The 17,152-nt window shown below is 39.2% G+C and carries 16 protein-coding genes and 1 tRNA gene; 8 read left to right on the top strand and 9 right to left on the bottom strand.

Annotated features, from left to right (window positions below; genetic code table 11):
* Window positions 1-13 precede the first annotated feature (13 nt).
* Together ACYVJ6_RS08650 and ACYVJ6_RS08645 are read right to left on the bottom strand one after the other, a co-directional pair.
* A complete protein-coding gene (locus ACYVJ6_RS08650; RefSeq protein WP_460693655.1) occupies window positions 14-1,498 on the bottom strand; it encodes a POT family MFS transporter in 1,485 nt (494 codons plus the stop codon).
* 51 nt (window positions 1,499-1,549) lie between these two features.
* Window positions 1,550-2,437 (bottom strand): hypothetical protein, encoded by an 888-nt coding sequence (locus tag ACYVJ6_RS08645; protein ID WP_460693654.1) that lies wholly within the window; start codon window positions 2,435-2,437, stop codon window positions 1,550-1,552.
* Window positions 2,438-2,565: 128 nt separating this feature from the next.
* On the opposite strand from ACYVJ6_RS08645, the gene ACYVJ6_RS08640 reads away from it, so the two are divergent.
* Complete coding sequence (locus tag ACYVJ6_RS08640; protein WP_460693653.1) at window positions 2,566-4,632, top strand: HD family phosphohydrolase; 2,067 nt, start codon at window positions 2,566-2,568, stop codon at window positions 4,630-4,632.
* A gap of 158 nt (window positions 4,633-4,790) precedes the next feature.
* Window positions 4,791-4,877: transfer RNA gene (locus tag ACYVJ6_RS08635), tRNA-Ser, on the top strand.
* A gap of 176 nt (window positions 4,878-5,053) precedes the next feature.
* On the opposite strand, the gene ACYVJ6_RS08630 is transcribed toward ACYVJ6_RS08635, so the two are convergent.
* From ACYVJ6_RS08630 to ACYVJ6_RS08615, 4 genes are all read right to left on the bottom strand, one after another.
* Window positions 5,054-5,416: a response regulator transcription factor gene (locus ACYVJ6_RS08630; protein ID WP_460693652.1), complete on the bottom strand. Its 363-nt coding sequence runs from the start codon at window positions 5,414-5,416 to the stop codon at window positions 5,054-5,056.
* Window positions 5,417-5,422: 6 nt separating this feature from the next.
* Window positions 5,423-6,568 (bottom strand): PAS domain-containing sensor histidine kinase, encoded by a 1,146-nt coding sequence (locus tag ACYVJ6_RS08625; RefSeq protein WP_460693651.1) that lies wholly within the window; start codon window positions 6,566-6,568, stop codon window positions 5,423-5,425.
* 327 nt (window positions 6,569-6,895) lie between these two features.
* Window positions 6,896-7,495 carry a DUF4136 domain-containing protein gene (locus tag ACYVJ6_RS08620; protein WP_460693650.1) on the bottom strand — a complete coding sequence of 200 codons (600 nt, stop codon included), beginning with the start codon at window positions 7,493-7,495 and terminating at the stop codon, window positions 6,896-6,898.
* 94 nt (window positions 7,496-7,589) lie between these two features.
* Window positions 7,590-8,258 carry a BON domain-containing protein gene (locus tag ACYVJ6_RS08615; protein WP_460693649.1) on the bottom strand — a complete coding sequence of 223 codons (669 nt, stop codon included), beginning with the start codon at window positions 8,256-8,258 and terminating at the stop codon, window positions 7,590-7,592.
* Window positions 8,259-8,410: 152 nt separating this feature from the next.
* Between ACYVJ6_RS08615 and cfa the strand changes: the two genes are divergently transcribed.
* Complete coding sequence (gene cfa / locus ACYVJ6_RS08610; protein ID WP_460693648.1) at window positions 8,411-9,565, top strand: cyclopropane fatty acyl phospholipid synthase; 1,155 nt, start codon at window positions 8,411-8,413, stop codon at window positions 9,563-9,565.
* Between the two features lie 21 nt (window positions 9,566-9,586).
* Here cfa and ACYVJ6_RS08605 read toward each other — a convergent pair whose 3' ends face one another.
* Together ACYVJ6_RS08605 and ACYVJ6_RS08600 are read right to left on the bottom strand one after the other, a co-directional pair.
* Window positions 9,587-10,219, bottom strand: coding sequence for a phosphoribosyltransferase (locus ACYVJ6_RS08605; RefSeq protein WP_460693647.1), 633 nt, complete (start codon window positions 10,217-10,219; stop codon window positions 9,587-9,589).
* Between the two features lie 19 nt (window positions 10,220-10,238).
* A complete protein-coding gene (locus ACYVJ6_RS08600) occupies window positions 10,239-10,889 on the bottom strand; it encodes a dienelactone hydrolase family protein (RefSeq protein ID WP_460693646.1) in 651 nt (216 codons plus the stop codon).
* 196 nt (window positions 10,890-11,085) lie between these two features.
* Between ACYVJ6_RS08600 and ACYVJ6_RS08595 the strand changes: the two genes are divergently transcribed.
* Window positions 11,086-12,423 carry an erythromycin esterase family protein gene (locus ACYVJ6_RS08595; protein ID WP_460693645.1) on the top strand — a complete coding sequence of 446 codons (1,338 nt, stop codon included), beginning with the start codon at window positions 11,086-11,088 and terminating at the stop codon, window positions 12,421-12,423.
* A 96-nt stretch (window positions 12,424-12,519) separates the two neighbouring features.
* Here the strand turns inward: ACYVJ6_RS08595 and ACYVJ6_RS08590 are convergent, their stop codons facing one another.
* Window positions 12,520-13,617 (bottom strand): baeRF3 domain-containing protein, encoded by a 1,098-nt coding sequence (locus tag ACYVJ6_RS08590; RefSeq protein WP_460693644.1) that lies wholly within the window; start codon window positions 13,615-13,617, stop codon window positions 12,520-12,522.
* A 332-nt stretch (window positions 13,618-13,949) separates the two neighbouring features.
* Here ACYVJ6_RS08590 and ACYVJ6_RS08585 point away from each other — a divergent pair, with 332 nt between their 5' ends.
* The 4 genes from ACYVJ6_RS08585 to ACYVJ6_RS08570 all read left to right on the top strand — a co-directional run bounded on the left by ACYVJ6_RS08585 (window position 13,950) and on the right by ACYVJ6_RS08570 (window position 17,138).
* Entirely contained in the window at window positions 13,950-14,807 is an 858-nt protein-coding gene (locus ACYVJ6_RS08585) for a universal stress protein (protein ID WP_460693643.1), read from the top strand.
* A 44-nt stretch (window positions 14,808-14,851) separates the two neighbouring features.
* Complete coding sequence (locus ACYVJ6_RS08580) at window positions 14,852-15,073, top strand: SHOCT domain-containing protein (RefSeq protein WP_460693642.1); 222 nt, start codon at window positions 14,852-14,854, stop codon at window positions 15,071-15,073.
* A 173-nt stretch (window positions 15,074-15,246) separates the two neighbouring features.
* Window positions 15,247-15,432: a hypothetical protein gene (locus ACYVJ6_RS08575; protein ID WP_460693641.1), complete on the top strand. Its 186-nt coding sequence runs from the start codon at window positions 15,247-15,249 to the stop codon at window positions 15,430-15,432.
* A gap of 5 nt (window positions 15,433-15,437) precedes the next feature.
* Window positions 15,438-17,138 (top strand): HAD family hydrolase, encoded by a 1,701-nt coding sequence (locus ACYVJ6_RS08570; RefSeq protein ID WP_460693640.1) that lies wholly within the window; start codon window positions 15,438-15,440, stop codon window positions 17,136-17,138.
* The last annotated feature ends 14 nt before the right edge of the window (window positions 17,139-17,152 follow it).

Here is a 17,152-nt window from a genome sequence, read left to right as displayed (position 1 = left end):
ACGGATACTGCCGTTATAAATTATTAGTATCCGCTATAACTTCATTATCAGGCTCAACTATATAGTTCCTTTCTTTCAGTCGGGGCGATATAAATAAATAAGCCACAATAAATACACTGCATATACCCACAAACATCCAATAGAAGTTGGCTCCTGTAAATTGCGCAAAAAAGCCGCCTTTAGATATATTACCATTAATAAGCGCTACAAAAAGGTTACCTGCCGCTACGGTTAACAACCAAATAGCCGTCATGGTACTTTTCATTGATTTTGGTGCCTGGGTATAGGCATACTCCAAACCGGTAATTGATACCAATACTTCTGCTGCTGATAAAATGACATAAGCAAATATTTGCCACCATACTGATGGATGCTCACCCACATCAACACGTGCCTGTATAAGCGCAATGATAACGAATGACAACGCGGTTAAAACCAAACCTGCACCAATACGACGCAGTGGGGTGGTTTTAATACCTAATTTTTCAAAAAACGGGTAAACAAAATAAGTGAATAAGGGGATAAACGATAGTAAGAATACCGGGTTAGCCGTTTGTACCTGCCCTGGTAAGATGGTAAAATCAACGAAACCCAAATTGATATATCTATTCAATTTTTCGGCTTGTAAAACCCATTCAGACAGGTTTTGATCCCACATGGCCCAAAAAATAGGAGCGAAGGCAAATACAGCCATTACACGGTACACCGCCTTTACACCTTCTACTTTTTCGGGGTCGAAATTGGTTTTAGCTACATCAAGCAATGCTTGTCCTTTTTTCTTTTTGCCGATATTAAATAGCGCGTAAATAGATATAAATACAAAGTTGTTTTTGTTAATGCCTGATGGTGGTACACGCACGTAAGTTTTACGTCCGCTAAAAAATATAATGGTTGCCAGGGCCATTAATATACCCGGGATACCAAATGCCCATTTGGCGCCATAGTTGGCATAAACCCAAGGAATTAATACGGTAGATATAACAGAACCTGCATTAATGCTGAAATAAAACCAGCCATAAACTTTTGATAACAGGTCCTGGTTGGTTTTATCAAATTGGTCGCCAACATTGGCAGATACGCATGATTTTATACCACCCGCGCCTATTGCAATTAACAATAAACCTGCAGTAAATCCATTTAAATTTTTATCAAACACTGCTAAAAAAAGATGTCCAAAACAATAAACTATAGATATGTATAGGATAATCTTGTATTTGCCCGTAAACCAGTCGGCAACCAAGGCTCCAACAAATGGTAATGTATAAGCCAGGGTTACAAAGAAGTGCGTACTTTCATTTGCACGCGCTTCGGCAACAGTTTGCATTGCGGGGTTATTGGCAGGGTTAAAAAACTGTGCCACCAAAAAAGTAGCCAGTATAGACCGCATACCATAAAAGCTGAAACGTTCTGCCGCTTCGTTACCAATGATATAAAAAATACTTTTGGGATATTTGGATTTCTGGTTAACGCTCTCGGCCGTTAAGGTGCTTTTTGACATACAGTTAATTTAATTGCTCTAAAAATACTATTAATATACAGTATAACCATACTATTGTTTATCTGCATTTTTTGGGTCGATATAATCGTCATCGCTTTCATCGGGTACATTGCGCATATCAATATTGTCCACATATTCCCATTTGCCGTTTTTTAAGCGGTAGCCATTATAGCTTAAATCAGGGCCGTACGTTTCCGGTTGGTCCTTAAATTTTTTATCGGGTGGGGCAAGGTTATCAAAAACTATTAAGTTTTGATCGGGCACGTATTTTAATAGCATAGATGCCTGGCGGGTATATTCAAATATTATTCTTTTGCGGTTTTTGCCCTTCTCGGTAAAAATAGGCGAACCTAACTGCACTTTATCGTTTTTAAAAGAAAGTACTTCAATAACCTTTTTTGTTGATTTTACGGTATTGCCCTTCCATCCTAATAGTACATAATAAGGGTTATTACCATATACCGGGATGATCTTATAATACTGTGCGCCGTACCATTTATTATTATCGGTTACAGAATCTTGCGGGTTTTTAAAAAGAGGAGAATAATCCTCTAACGGATAAAGCTTTAAAGCGCCGCCGGTATTCATTTGTATAGCACCGTAAAACCGGTAACTGCCATCATTATTCATAATGGGCCAGCTAAATATCCTGAATTTATTATCAGGCGAGTTTAATATGCTAACGGTTTTTACAGAATCAAACGGAAATTGGAAAGAGTTTGGGATTTTTAAAGCGCTAACCAGTGTTTTAATAAACAAGTAGTTGGCATTTTTACGCTCCAGGTCGTTCTCATGATTGACAAATATTTTACCCAAATTAGCTAAACTGTCCTGATAAGTGTTTAACTGTTTGATGCGCGAACCCTCATTTGCATACTGGGCAAAAAGCAGCAATGGCAGGGCCAATAACATTAATACGATTGACAGTGTTTTTTTCATTAATGCTAATAACGTAAAATTTATACAGCAATTATCTGTATGCAAAAATAGTGTTTTGGTATGCCTATTAAACAAACAAACTGATATAACCGAAAACTTATATTAATTTTGACGGGTTAAATAATTAAATGGCAACACTTTCATCATCCCGGCAAAAGGCATTACTGCGTAAATACGCAAGTAATGTTAAGTTTTTAATGATGGTAGTTAGTATTGCAGTAATTGTATTTGCATTACCGAGGCAAGCTAAATTTAGTTATGAGATAGAAAAAGGAAGAATTTGGAATCAAAAAGACCTTATATCGCCTTATAACTTTGCCATACTAAAAACCAACCAGGAAACCAACAATGATAAAAAGGAAGTATTGGCAAGCATTACACCTATATACCAGTTACAACCCAATGTTAGTAAGCAGGTTATAGAGGGGTTTAATAACGATCTGCAAATTAAATGGAGTAATGCCAATATTGATGACCGTTTAAAAGCTCATTACCTATCCGTTGCCAATTCTATCATTAATAATATTTATAGCAAAGGGGTTTTAACGCTTAATGCGAAATATCAGCAAGATGGTACTAATTACCCGGTAACTATTTTGGATAAAAATGTTGCCACCTCTAAAAGTACGGCCGAATTATTTACCAAGGAAAAAGCTCTTGCTTACGCCGATCAACAGTTAAGCAAACGTACAGATGTTGACAAGGCATTTATAATGGACCTGCTTCAAAGCCGTATACAATCCAATTTGGTTTACGATGATAAATTAACCACCAAGCTTGAAAAGGAATCTGTTGATGCGGTATCATTAACACATGGTATGGTACAAAAAGGTGATTTAATTATAGGCAAGGGGTCTGTTGTAAATGATGAGGTTTATCAAAAATTACAATCATATAAAAAAGCTTTTGAAGATAATTCAAGGATAAATGGTGATTATAGGTTAGTGCTGCTTGGACAATTCCTGTTGGTTGCAATTGCAATTGCTTTACTAATGATATTTTTGTACCTGTTTCGGCGAGATATTTATGACGATAACAGGCTAATGAGCTTGATATTATTGGTGATAACGGTTATGCTTTTTGCCTTATCCATGTCAATAAAATGGCAATTACCCAATCTTTATTATATCCCTTATTGTATAGTGCCCATTATTATCCGTATACTGTTTGATACCCGTTTGGCACTAAACATACACTTACTGGTGGTACTAATAGCCGGTTTTTTTGTACCAAATAGCTTTGAATTTGCTTTTTATGAGATCACTGCCGGTATGGTAGCAATTTATAGCATTAAAAATTTAGTTCGTCGCGAACAGTTTTTAATATCTGCTTTGATCATAACCTTTACTTACCTGGCATCATTTATAGGTATATCATTAATACGCGAAGGAAGTTTTGTAAATATTGATTGGTTGGGCTTTATTCCATTTATAGTAAGCGTATTATTAACCTTACTGGCTTATCCGTTGATTTATATATTTGAAAGGATATTTGCATTAACATCTGATATTACCTTAATTGAATTAACCAATACCAATGCACCTTTACTGCGCGAAATGGCATTTAGCGCTCCCGGTACCTTTCAACACTCATTACAGGTTGCTAACCTGGCCGAAAATGCTATTTATGCTATTGGGGGTAATGCTTTACTGGTTAGGGCAGGAGCATTGTATCATGATATAGGCAAAATGGAAAACCCTTTGTTTTTTATAGAAAATCAAAGTTCAGGCTTTAATCCGCATGATAAGCTGCCTTATGAAGAGAGTGCACAAATAATTATCAGGCACGTAAGTAAAGGAATAGAGATGGCGCAAAAAGCCAACCTGCCCGAAATTGTGATCAATTTTATACGCACCCACCATGGTGATACAAGGGTTGATTATTTTTACCAATCGTTCCTGAAAAATTTCCCCGAAAGGATTATTAACGAAAATACGTTCAGGTATCCGGGGCCTATTCCCTTTACCAAAGAAACAGGTGTTTTAATGCTTGCCGATTCGGTTGAGGCTGCATCCCGTTCATTAAAACAGCCAGATGAAAAATCAATAAGCGATTTGGTTGACCGTATTGTAAAGTATAAATTGGATCAAGACCAATTAAAAGATAGTAACATAACATTAAAAGATATAGAAACCATCAAAGAAATATTTAAGCGGATGTTGATGAGTATTTATCACGTTCGTATTGATTATTGATGGAGAATACTGTGTTTTAATAGTCTAAATAGTTGAGTTAAATTATTTATTAAAAACATTTTCAGCCTCTTATAACATTTACAATAATTTTTTTTGATGGCTTAGCCTAATTGCTATATTTGCAGTCCCTGAAAAAGGGATATCAATTTGTACTATCGGGTGAGGTGCCTGAGAGGCCGAAAGGATCAGTTTGCTAAACTGACGTACGGGAAACTGTACCGAGGGTTCGAATCCCTCCCTCACCGCTTAATAAAACAAAAAAAAAGCCATTTACATAATGTATTTGGCTTTTTTTATTGTTGCGGAATATTTTGGTAGCAAATTTGGTAGCAAATTTTACATTTGGAGACCGATGTCGCTATCTATTTTTGATTAGTCATTATCGTGTGAATACTTTTTTTCGCATGAAGTAATAATAACGTCATTTAACACAGGCTTTCAATGCTTGAAAAAGTTCTTCCGGTTCGAACGGTTTACGGATATAACCACTGGCACCCATTTGAAGTCCGGCTGCAATCGCCTTACTTTCAACACTGGCGGTTAAAAAAATAAAAGGAATAGCACTTGTTGCCACATCGTCCTGCAAACTTTTAAATACTTCGTAACCATTTGCTTCGGGCATCATAATGTCACATACAATTACATCGGGAAGATGTTCCTGGGCCAGTATAAGTCCGCTTTTGCCATTGAGCGCCAGGATAACCCGGTATCCTTCAAGTTCCAGTAATTCGCAAGTGTTTTCACGGATATCGTTATTGTCTTCTATCAGTAATATCGTTTTCATAACCCTTTAATTTGTTGGAAGTTCAATTGTAAAAGTTGTACCCAGGTCTGCCCCGCTAACAAAACTGATATTGCCGTTTAATAATTCTACATATTGTTTAACGATGGTTAGGCCAAGTCCTGTGCCTTGTATATTAACTGCATTTTTAGCCCTGTAAAACTTACTAAATAAATTTTTTTGTTCTTCTTCAGGTATACCGATACCTTCATCACTGACTCTAATAACCGCCTGTTGCTGGTTTACATTAATATCAAAATTAATGGTTTGCTGTTCTTTAGAATATTTTATGGCATTTGATAACAAGTTGAGTATAATGTTCCGGAGAATTTTTCTATCCTGTCTTATATCCTTCTTTCCGTTATAGCAGAGGTTGATATTTTGCCCATCTTTAAGCATACCTTGTACCTCTTCATGAAGATCAATAGCAAATTCATGAAAATTGAACAATTCTTTTTCAATTTCCATTTTACCTTGTTCTACTTTTTCTAATGACAAAAATTCATCCAAAATAACCGTCAGATTTTTTACAGACGCCCTGATCCGGTTAATATGCCTTTTTCGTTTATCTTCATGTTCCGGGTCGGAATAGGATTCGGCAAGCGAAAGGCTTGACAGGATAGCGCTTAACGGAGTGCGGAATTCATGAGAGGCCATAGCTACAAAACGAGACTTCATCTCATTTAATTCTTTTTCACGTTCCAGTGATTGGGTAAGTTCCAGGGTGCGCTCTTTCACCTTAGTTTCCAATTCGTCGCTTGAACGTCGTCTTTCCGTGATATCCGTAATAAATGCAACAGCTAGTTGATCATCTCCTAATTGGTAATGGCCTAAACTTATCTCTACCGGAAATTCCGTACCATCTTTTTTTCGGGCGTACAGATCCAACCCGTAACCCATGGGCCTGGCCTTAGGTTTTTGGAAATAACCTTCACGATGATGAATATGATTTTTACGGAAAGCTTCCGGAATAAGAAGCTCCACCAATTGTCCGATGAGTTCGGCTTTTTTGTAGTCAAATAATTTTTCTACAGCAGGGTTAGACAGTTCAATCTTTCCCCCTTCGCTGATCACCAGGATGCCAACGGTAGCATATTGAAATAAAGCCTTAAACCCGGCTTCACTTTCAAGAGATAAGGTGTTTTGCTCGCTCATAACACGAGGATTTAATTTCAACGTGCGATGTTCGGCAACGCTATACTAAAGTTAAACAAAAGTTAATGTATTCCAAAAAGTTTTAAAAAAAAATCGGTATTTTTTATTCGTACAAAACTGTAGGTAAAAGAGTTACAACATAACAGCTGTTTATAGAATAATTTTCGACTTTGAAGTTAAACTTAACTGTTAGAAGAAATACAAAGCCAAGCATATTGAAATTAGTATGATAAGGGTTATCCAGATTATCATTAACCAATAATTACTGAACCATGTAGGCTTTTGTTTAATTTTTTGTAAAGATTTTTGTTTCATCACCATAATAGGTTATTGGTTACTCGCTTTTGTTAAAGCAGCAATAGGTAGTTTGTTTAATATACCTTCTACCACTTCGGGAATGTCGGCAATTGCTTTTTCAGGATCGTATATTTCGCCTTTGCCGTATCCTCTCCATATCACCTGGTGATTTTTTTGCTCTATCAGATCAATGATCAGGTTTCCTTCCTTGTACGGTATCTGTATGATGTCTGCAGCTACGAACACCGGATAAGGCTGGCTAAAAATATAATAATAGTAGCCACCATAACGGTTACGAACTACGCCCTGGTAATTGATACTCGGGCCATACACATATGTTGGATAATTGAAAATTCTAAAACGGCTTTCCACCTCAATTGTGTACCGAACCAATAGGTCGGGCTTCTTGGTATTTAATAAAAGTCCGCGTTTTTTAAGTCCGGCTGTTACCTCATCTTTGATCTTTTCGTCTACAATTTCCTTAATTCTGCGTGATGTATCTGCTACTGGTAACCAGGCAAAAGTGCGGTATTTGTTTAGGCTTACCTTATCACTTTGAATAGCATAATATTGATAGCTGGAGCAACCTGCAAAAACAATACAAGCTAATAATGTTGTTAACTTTTTCATGGGTTTTTAATTTGCAGAGTAAAAGAAGCATTCATAAAATTTTATGAATGCTTCCCTTTTATTGTGAGCAGATTTAGAGGCTTAAAGGAATAAATTAAAACGCATATTCCGGCTCTTCCACCGTTAGCTTATTCTCTACATGATAAACGCCGGGAGCTGCCCAGGCAGTGTTCTCTGCATCCTCGCTTTCTGCAAAAGAGCGTACTTTACCGCTTAGGATAACCTTATTGCCAACAACAGAAACGGTAACCTTATTAGCATCTATTGCTGCCTGCCTTTGAAAAGCAGCAGAGATCTTTTGTTCCAGTTCATATGGCTGAAGTTTGGGTTTGATAGTGATGAGGTTGGTTACTGAACGTACTCCTGTTAAATTTTGGATAGCAGTACGGGCATTAACCTTTTGGTATTCCCATTCCAGTTCGCCTTCTAAAGTAACTATGCCGTCTTCTACTTTTATCTTAACCTTTTCCTCCGGAACAGCTGAATGCCATTTCAGCGCATTAAATACCGCTTCCGCAATTTCCGTATCAGTTTTACGGTAAATAGGAGATACCCCAATCTGAATATCCTCGGCAATGGCTTTAACGCCCGAAACTTTCCTGGCTGCTCTTTCGGCAGTTAATTTTTTGGAGTAGGTATCAACAATACCAGAGAGAGTTACAATACCGTTCTTAACGGCCACACCAATCTCAGATGAATTCAAAAATGGCTGCCATTTTAGTTCATCCATTACATCCTTTTGCAGTTGACTGTCTGTTTTCATAACTTTAATTATTAAATAAAAAAATAGTAGAATTAATTGATATCAAATTTCTGTCAAAGCACTGATTAAGAGTATGATGAGAATCAATTTTGAGTGTGATTGTAGTCACAATCCAATACGCGTGATGTTTCTTTATTTGAAAAAATTATCTAATGAATAACGATCAGCATCTATTTTTGCCAAATACATCAGGCGGTTACCAACAGCAAACGGTTTGTCATATCCTGGACCGTGCCGGTATCCGGGTAAATGGATCAGACCCATGGGACATCCGGGTAAACGATGAAAGGTTTTATCCGATAGTACTTCGTGACGGTTCGCTTGGCCTGGGCGAAACCTATATGGCCGGGTTATGGGATGCCTCAGCTCCTGATGTAACTTTATATAAGCTTTTGAGCACCGACCTGGAAAATTTAGTTGGTCGTAATATGAAGTTAATGCTCTATAGGTTAGGGTGTATTTTGTTTAATGGCCAATCTTTTAAACAAGTCAGCCGCGATATCCCGAGGCATTACGACCTGGGCAACGATCTTTTTGAGGCTATGCTTGATAAACGGATGATATACTCCTGTGCCTACTGGAATGACGCGCAAACACTGGATGAGGCGCAGGAAAAGAAACTGGACCTGATATGTCGGAAACTACAATTGAAACCTGGCCAGCGCCTGCTTGACATCGGTTGCGGTTGGGGCGGTCTGGCGGCATTCGCTGCTGAGAAATATGGGGTAGAAGTGACAGGGATTACCTTGTCTAAGGAACAAGCCAGGTTGGCACGAAAGCGTTATGCCCATTTACCGGTTACTATTAGTTTACAAGATTATCGCACCTTGAACGGGCAATTTGACCGGGTAGTTTCTGTAGGCATGATAGAGCATGTAGGTTATAAAAATTATACCATTTATATGCAAACAGTAAACCGGGTATTAAAGGATGACGGGCTTTTTCTTTTACATGGCATAGGATCAGATATTTCAGTAAACCGAACGGACCCCTGGATCAATAAGTATATTTTTCCAAATGGAATGATGCCTTCTATACGTCAAATTGCCGGTGCGGCAGAAGGTTTGTTTGTGCAGGAGGACTGGCATAGCTTTGGTACGTATTACGACAAAACATTAATGGAATGGCGCAAGCAATTTAAACAGTCCTGGCCTGCGCTAAAAACCAAGTATGGTGACACTTTTTACCGGATGTGGGATTATTACCTATGTTGCAGCGCGGCTTCTTTCAGGGCGAAAAAAAACCAACTCTGGCAGATCGTATTTTCAAAACCCGGAAACCATAATGTTTACACCCCGGTAAGGTAACCTTACTTGTATTTGCTTATATTAACCGGCTTTTTTTAACCGTGCCAATTTTTCCAGATAAAACATTACCTCATCATCACTTACCTCATTAAAATTTTTATAAAATGCGCCTACGCCATAAAATTCCTCCGGCTCAAAAACCGTTACAATTGCATCTGCCTCTTTAGCTAATCTTTGTACCGATTCTTTTGAAGCCACGGGCGATCCGATAACAATTTTACCTGGCTGTCCCTGGCGAATCAGCCTGATAGTTCCCAATATGGTATTCCCGGTGGCTATGCCGTCATCAATAATGATCACTGTTTTTCCCTTGATATTAACAGATGGGGCATCGCCCATAAATTTTCCATACATTTCCTTTAATCTCGTCCTTATAGCCACGAGTTCGCGTTCAATATATTCCGGCGGAATATTTCGATGGGGCAATACAAAATAATCTGTTAAACTGGCTGCGCCTATGGCGTATTCTTTATGATTAGGGTGCCCGATCTTTTTGGTTAGCACCACTTCAAGCGGAAAGCCCAGCTCACGGGCTACCTGATAGCCAACAGGTACACCGCCGCGTGGCACTGCTAATACTACTCCCGCCTCATTCTTATATTTTTGGAGTTTAAGGGCCAGTAGTTTACCGGCCTGTATTCTGTCTTTAAACATAGCTCTTATTTTAGTTGTGTTATACCATAATAGCCGGTATATGGTTCTTAAACCAACCGGTAGCAAGTTCCGCTACCATTTCCAGCTTACCGGGTTCTTCAAACAAGTGGGTAGCTCCCTCTATTATGGCTAAATTTTTTTCGCATTTTAAATCCTGAAAGGCCTCGCGGTTAAATTCAAGCACCTGCGGATCCAGGTTGCCAACTATTAACAGCGTAGGACTCTGTACCGAGGATAGCTCCTCTTGGGCCAGATCTGGGCGTCCACCCCTGCAAACTACGGCAAATACCTCAGTTAGGATTGCGGCGGCTTTTAGGGCTGATGCAGCACCGGTACTGGCACCAAAATAACCAATACTAAGGTCTTTCGCGGCGGGCAACTTCTCCAACCATAATGTAGCCGCTATTAATCGCTCTTTAAGCAAATCGATAGCAAAGCGGTTATAATAGTTTCTATCCTCTTCCGGGGTCAGCAAATCGAATAACAGCGTGCCAAAACCATGTGTTTGCAAATAGGTGGCCACCTGTTGGTTGCGTTTACTGAAGCGGCTGCTTCCACTACCATGCGAAAAAATAATAATAGCCTTTGGGTTATTCGGGATAAACAATTCGCCTTTTAGTCGTACACTATCCGAAGGTATACTAACCTGGTTTTGATATTTTGTTTCCATCACATTAACGTTATATAAGTAAATGCTTCTGCGCCCGGTATTCTTGTGTGCCGGTGCTTTTATAACAAAACTAATAGCGTATTACTCATTTAGCCATGACAAAAATCATGTAACTATTTGACGGTCATCACTAAAACAGTTTTCTATCAGTCTTATTTTTGATAAATAGGTTTCGGTAACAATAAACGGATATCCCATGAGACATTTTTTAACTCCGGAAGCACCAATAGATGAAGCCACTATTATAGCTGAAATAAGACAACATGCGCACCTATTGCAAAACTCAGATAACTTGCAACCATTATTTGACAGAATTGGTGACGCCAAAATTGTAATGCTAGGCGAGGCCAGCCACGGCACGCATGAGTACTATACCTGGCGGGCGCAAATCTCTAAAAGATTGATAGAGGAAAAAGGGTTCAACTTTATTGCGGTGGAAGGTGATTGGCCAGATTGTTACAGGCTGAACCGTTATATTAAAGGGTATGATACCGATCATCCAAATGCTTTTAAGGTATTGCATGCGTTCAATCGCTGGCCCACCTGGATGTGGGCCAATTGGGAAACAGCTGCGTTGGCCGAGTGGATGAAAAAACACAATACCGGTTTACCTGCCAATAAAAAGGCCGGCTTTTATGGCCTGGATGTATACAGTCTTTGGGAAAGTATGGAGTATATTATGCAATACCTGCAAAAAACAGATCCTTCTGCTTTAAAAGTAGCAGAAAATGCCTATCGCTGTTTTGAACCTTATCGCAAAGATGAGGGACGCTCATATGCACGTGCCAGTGCTTTAGTGCCCCAATTGTGCCAAACTGAAGTATTGAATTTGTTAACGGAGATAAGACGTAAAATGCCGCAATATAATACCGACCATGAAAATGTTTTCAGTGCCGAACAAAATGCAATGGTTGCGGTAAATGCGGAGAAATATTATAGGGCGATGATAGGAGGCGGCCCCGATAGCTGGAACATTCGCGACACACATATGGCCAATACACTTAACCGTTTGCTTGCTTTTCATGGGGAAAAAGCTAAAGCAATTGTTTGGCAGCATAATACTCATATTGGAGACGCAAGGGCAACAGATATGGCTTTAGAGGGTATGTGGAATACCGGGCAACTGGCAAGAACCCATTATGGGGATAGCAATGTGGTGTTGGTTGGCTTCGGATCGTATCACGGAATAGTAATGGCCGGTCAAAGCTGGGGCGCGCCTATGCAGCCTATGCCAATGCCTGAGGCACGAAAAGATAGCTGGGAATATTTATTACATACTGCCGGTAAAGAAAATAAATTATTGATTATGAACGACTTTTCCAAAAAAAGTATGTTGATAAAAAACCATATCGGTCACAGGGCTATAGGAGTGGTTTATAACCCGTTGCATGAACGGTATGGGAACTATGTACCTACTATTTTACCTCTGCGTTACGATGCCTTTATCTACATTGATAAAACCCGGGCTTTGCATCCTCTGCATATTAAACCAGATGGAAGTCAGATACCTGAAACCTATCCTTTTGGTGTATAGGAATGTTGTTTTATTGACCCCGCCACCTTCGGGCGGGGCATAGCCACTCATAAAAGCAGGGCTTATTTACCGCAAATGTTGCGGAAGGACCTTTGATTAATAATATTTTACCAGGGCTATATGATCAAACCGGCCAAGAGAGCCATCTTCGGCAAATTCAACGTCTCCGCCATTGGCCAAAACCTTTTCTATCGCGTCGTCTACCGCATCCCTGATATAAGCAAAATGATCATAGGGTTCAACAGCTGCCTGGATTACGTCCGCATCGGGTCCATGCTGCGCTGCAAAACGGTAATTTTTTTCCACAATCAGTAATTGGCCTTTACCGGTATAGGCATCTTTCCATACCTGCAGAATTCCGGACGACAGGCAATTTTTTCCACCTGCTAACTCCAACCGATCCATTAGTTCTTTTTGATGTTTTGCTTTCCAGGCGGCAATAAAGGGTTCGGTCATTTCAGCCAGTTCGGTCACATTAGCATCTTCATAATTGCCTTTCAAGTAACCCATTACTGACGAATTATGCCGGCTTAATTTTTTAAACTGCCCAAGTATCCTTTCGGTACCAAGCACAAGTACCGGTAAGTGGCGCTCGTTAATTAAATTACCCAATTCTTCATCAATATGATGCAGGAATTTGTCAATAACTACCTGTTTATGTTCCTGCGCATCTGAAAAATTACTTACACGTTCCGGTGTATCGGTCATATAAGCGTAAATAGATTGTGGGATGTTTGAAGCTATGGGGGTCAAACTTGAGGCATCACCCAAAAGAACCTTAGTTTCCAGCCCACTCAACACTAATAAAATAAAGTTCATCCCCTGTTTAGCGTTATAAACCAGGTCCCGTATTTCAAAAGATTCGTCTACTATTAATTTTTCTTCCACAGGACTGTCCAGGTAACATACCTTTTCAAAAATGGGTGATATATATATGGCTACACCTTTCTTTTTAGCAGGTATATTCAAGTTACCGATCAGGGTATTGAGTTTTTTCATAACTACCTCGCATTGTTCATCGGGATAATAAGCATGTAGTTCTCTTTCGGCTTTATCTGCTGTAATTTTGAGGATATGAGCCATTTCCGTTTTTAAACTGATATGAGGTTCAACGGGCAGGACAATAGATAATGCTGGCCGGTAATGCACCGCTTCCATTACTTCTCGGATATCGGGGTCAAGCATAGTATTCATGTTTATTCTTTTATAACCAAAATTAGCCGGATAGGGGATCGGTAACAATGATATTGGTCATTTTCAAAGTTGATTGTGCCCATTATTTATTATCATAAAGTGCTTAATATCAAACATTTTTATGTCTTAAATCATTCTTCACTGCGTGCCTGCTTAATAATTTTGAATATGATAAAGAGGAAAAAAATAAGTAAAACTTCAGATAATCTAGACAAGTTGAAAACAGAGTTTCCACTTAGTGAAAAAGATGAGCAGGCAAACTGTATGGAACATATGCGTAAACTGCAAAACGAAGCACTAAAGCTATGGAGGTCATTAAAACATAAGCGAGTATGAAAATGCTATTGGTATTGACGGATTTTACAATTAACGCTTCCCATGCCGAGGCGGCAGCAATCAAGCTTTCAGCAAAACTTGGAACAGGGATTTTGTTATATCATACGATGCCTTATATTCCTTTGATTCCTACTGATAGCGGCAGCCCTTACGTGGCTGAAACGGAAAGTATAATTAGCGAGGATAATAAGGAACGTTTGATCCAGGAGGCGGATAAACTCCGGGAAATTGCAGTTATAACACAGCAGGGCCAGGTACATATTGAAACCGGGTACGGTGAGGGGAGTCTTGGTGATATAATTGAGGATGTTTCTGATGATACGGAGATTAAAATGGTCATCATGGGTGGAAGATCCGGCGGGACAATAGAACATTTACTAAATGGTAGCGATACTAATAATGTTATACGGAAATCCCGAAAACCAGTATTGGTAATACCTGCAACCATACAATGGCGTATCCCTGAAAAAGTTGTTTTTGCAACAGATTTTGGCGAAACCGATATGCAGGTAGTTGAATTTTTAATTAATTTGACAGAACTGCTAAATGCTAAACTGGATATATTACACGTGCTGCAGCCCGGCAAAGAGGTAGCCGATTTAGGACCTGAAATTGCATTTCGCCGATTTATTGATCATCACAATCTTACCTGTGAAGAAGTTGTAGAGGAGGATGTTCATCTTGGATTAGAAAATTATTGTAAAGAGAATGGTGTCGGATTATTAGCCATGGTGCATGGCCATCACTCCTTTATTGCAAGACTTTTCGGACATAGTGAATCTCGCGCCCTAATTGCCGATCAGCAATTACCGGTGTTAGTATTTCCACCAAATTTCAAGTACACTTTATTATAATTAATTAACATATTAATTTCACCATGTTACTAAATAATATCATCATGTTACATTTTTATGAAGGTTACCATTTTGGGGGCATGCACCTGGTATGGTGGTTTCTTTGGATAGTTATTTTAGTTTGGATTTTTGCAACTCCCTATGACATTCCGGGTCAGCAAAGAAGAAAAGATTCTCCTATGGATATTTTAAAAAGACGTTTTGCTTCGGGTGAAATAACGAAGGAAGACTATATTGAGAAAAAGAAAATACTGGAAAACGATTGATTTTCCTCCCCATAAACAGTAGTACAAAAACAGATATACTCTATTATTTTATTTATTTATGATGGAAAATAGTAGTAAGGGTATTCTTTGATTGGCAAGCTCTTTTTTTGCTACGCTGTCAGTTATCAATCTATAAAAAGTATACAGATGATAGTAATAACAACTCTAGGCTTATGAAAACTCAAATTAAAAAAATAAATAATCCACAATCAGCTATTTACGGAATGGCCTTTATTGGTGCGTTAATATATTTTATTCAACACGCCCACACATTTTGGGAAGGTGCATTTGGTTTTATTAAAGCGTTGGTATGGCCTGCAATATTAATTTATAAGGTACTGGAGTTTTTTAAATTGTAATTAGGATGCGCTACCATTGTTTCATTACCGATTATGATGGCACGCTGGCTAGTAACGACCGGGTTACTCCCGAAGTTATAGATGCGCTCAAAGTACTAAAATCAACCGGTCGGAAACTTATCCTGGTAACTGGTCGACAGTTGGAAGATTTGAAAGCTGTTTTTCATGATTATGACTTGTTTGACCGAATTGTGGCGGAAAATGGCGCGGTACTTTATTGCCCATCAACAACAGCTTTGACATTATTAGGTGTTCCACCGCCAGAATCATTTATCGATCTTTTAAAAAATAAACAAGTTTCTTTCTCAATTGGGCACGTAATTGTTGCGGGATGGGAGCCACACCAGGACGAATTTTTGTACGCAATAAAATCTACAGGGTTAGAATATCAGCTTATTTTTAATAAAGGTGCTGTTATGGTTTTGCCGCCGGGTATTAACAAAGCTACAGGGCTTCGGCGGGCTTTGTATGAATTGCAAATTTCTGAACATAACACTGTGGCAATTGGCGATGCAGAGAATGATCACGCAATGCTGTTAACAGCTGAATGTGCAGTTGCCGTGCAAAATGCCCTGCCGCAATTAAGCAGCATTGCCGACTGGACAACGGATAAACCAAATGGTACAGGTGTGAAACAGCTAATTGATAAGTTGATTGAAAATGACCTGGCGCAAATCGATTCTTGTTTATCCAGGCACTACTTGCCATTGGGCAAAGAGATAGATGGAACAACGTTTAGCATATGCCCCTATGGCGAACGTATATTATTAGCGGGTACCTCCGGATTTGGTAAAACCACGCTGGCTGCTGCCTTTATAGAAAAACTTATATCCAAAGGTTATCAATTTTGCCTCATCGACCCCGAGGGGGATTATCGGGAGCTACCTGGTATCGTGACTATAGGCGACGGTAGTCATCCGCCGTTGATCAGTGAAGTAACCGATTTACTATCAAGGGCCGATGAAAATGTGATTGTTTGTATTCTGGCAGTCCCCCTGGATGACCGCCCTGTTTATTTTCATAAACTGGCGCATGCGGTGGCCGAACTGCGAGAGGCTACCGGACACCCTCATTTCCTAATCATGGATGAGGCCCATCACCTGATGCCGCGCATTAAATTAACAGGACCGATATTACTTCCGGAAGCATTTAACAGTTTTTTAGCCATAACTACGCGTCCGGAATTGTTGGATCGCGATTTGGTAACTCGGGTGAATACCGCATTGGTTATGGGCGAAACTCCTATTCAGACTATGCGGTCTGTTGCCCGTATTCTAAATGCTGAATTAAAATTGCCACCTAAACTGGTATTCCAAAAAGGTGATGTTTTGGTTTGGCAAAAGAGTAAACCGCAGATACGTTTGGTAAGGGGAGATATGCCGGGCTCTTTGCTGATGCGCCATAAACGTAAATATGCTACGGGAGACATGGGGTATAATAGTTTTTATTTTAACGGACCGCAACACCGGCTAAATTTAAAAGCTAATAATTTGATGATGTTTATTCAAATGGGCGAGGGTGTGGATGACGAAACCTGGTTGTACCACCTAAACAGGCACGATTACTCAAATTGGTTTCGTAATAGTGTGAAAGATGAGCAATTAGCGATATTAACGCACCATATCGAAGAAAAAAAATATAATGCGCTAACCTCACGGAAAGCTATTTTTAAAGCAATTAACGAAAGATATACTTTACCCGACTAAATATCATTAACGAA

The organism is Mucilaginibacter puniceus, assembly GCF_054783175.1.
The sequence above is the reverse complement of the archived record's forward strand: the minus strand, read 5'-3'. Positions and strand labels throughout refer to the sequence as shown.

Excerpts from the sequence above, each read along its gene's own strand:
- ACYVJ6_RS08630 (WP_460693652.1), bottom strand. The coding sequence starts at position 5,416 with ATGAAAACGATATTACTGATAGAAGACAATAACGATATCCGTGAAAAC.
- ACYVJ6_RS08620 (WP_460693650.1), bottom strand. The coding sequence starts at position 7,495 with ATGAAAAAGTTAACAACATTATTAGCTTGTATTGTTTTTGCAGGTTGC.
- ACYVJ6_RS08625 (WP_460693651.1), bottom strand. The coding sequence starts at position 6,568 with ATGAGCGAGCAAAACACCTTATCTCTTGAAAGTGAAGCCGGGTTTAAG.
- ACYVJ6_RS08605 (WP_460693647.1), bottom strand. The coding sequence starts at position 10,219 with ATGTTTAAAGACAGAATACAGGCCGGTAAACTACTGGCCCTTAAACTC.
- cfa (WP_460693648.1), top strand. The coding sequence starts at position 8,411 with ATGAATAACGATCAGCATCTATTTTTGCCAAATACATCAGGCGGTTAC.
- ACYVJ6_RS08640 (WP_460693653.1), top strand. The coding sequence starts at position 2,566 with ATGGCAACACTTTCATCATCCCGGCAAAAGGCATTACTGCGTAAATAC.
- ACYVJ6_RS08585 (WP_460693643.1), top strand. The coding sequence starts at position 13,950 with ATGAAAATGCTATTGGTATTGACGGATTTTACAATTAACGCTTCCCAT.
- ACYVJ6_RS08575 (WP_460693641.1), top strand. The coding sequence starts at position 15,247 with ATGAAAACTCAAATTAAAAAAATAAATAATCCACAATCAGCTATTTAC.
- ACYVJ6_RS08595 (WP_460693645.1), top strand. The coding sequence starts at position 11,086 with ATGAGACATTTTTTAACTCCGGAAGCACCAATAGATGAAGCCACTATT.
- ACYVJ6_RS08615 (WP_460693649.1), bottom strand. The coding sequence starts at position 8,258 with ATGAAAACAGACAGTCAACTGCAAAAGGATGTAATGGATGAACTAAAA.
- ACYVJ6_RS08590 (WP_460693644.1), bottom strand. The coding sequence starts at position 13,617 with ATGAATACTATGCTTGACCCCGATATCCGAGAAGTAATGGAAGCGGTG.
- ACYVJ6_RS08580 (WP_460693642.1), top strand. The coding sequence starts at position 14,852 with ATGTTACATTTTTATGAAGGTTACCATTTTGGGGGCATGCACCTGGTA.
- ACYVJ6_RS08650 (WP_460693655.1), bottom strand. The coding sequence starts at position 1,498 with ATGTCAAAAAGCACCTTAACGGCCGAGAGCGTTAACCAGAAATCCAAA.
- ACYVJ6_RS08600 (WP_460693646.1), bottom strand. The coding sequence starts at position 10,889 with ATGGAAACAAAATATCAAAACCAGGTTAGTATACCTTCGGATAGTGTA.
- ACYVJ6_RS08570 (WP_460693640.1), top strand. The coding sequence starts at position 15,438 with ATGCGCTACCATTGTTTCATTACCGATTATGATGGCACGCTGGCTAGT.
- ACYVJ6_RS08645 (WP_460693654.1), bottom strand. The coding sequence starts at position 2,437 with ATGAAAAAAACACTGTCAATCGTATTAATGTTATTGGCCCTGCCATTG.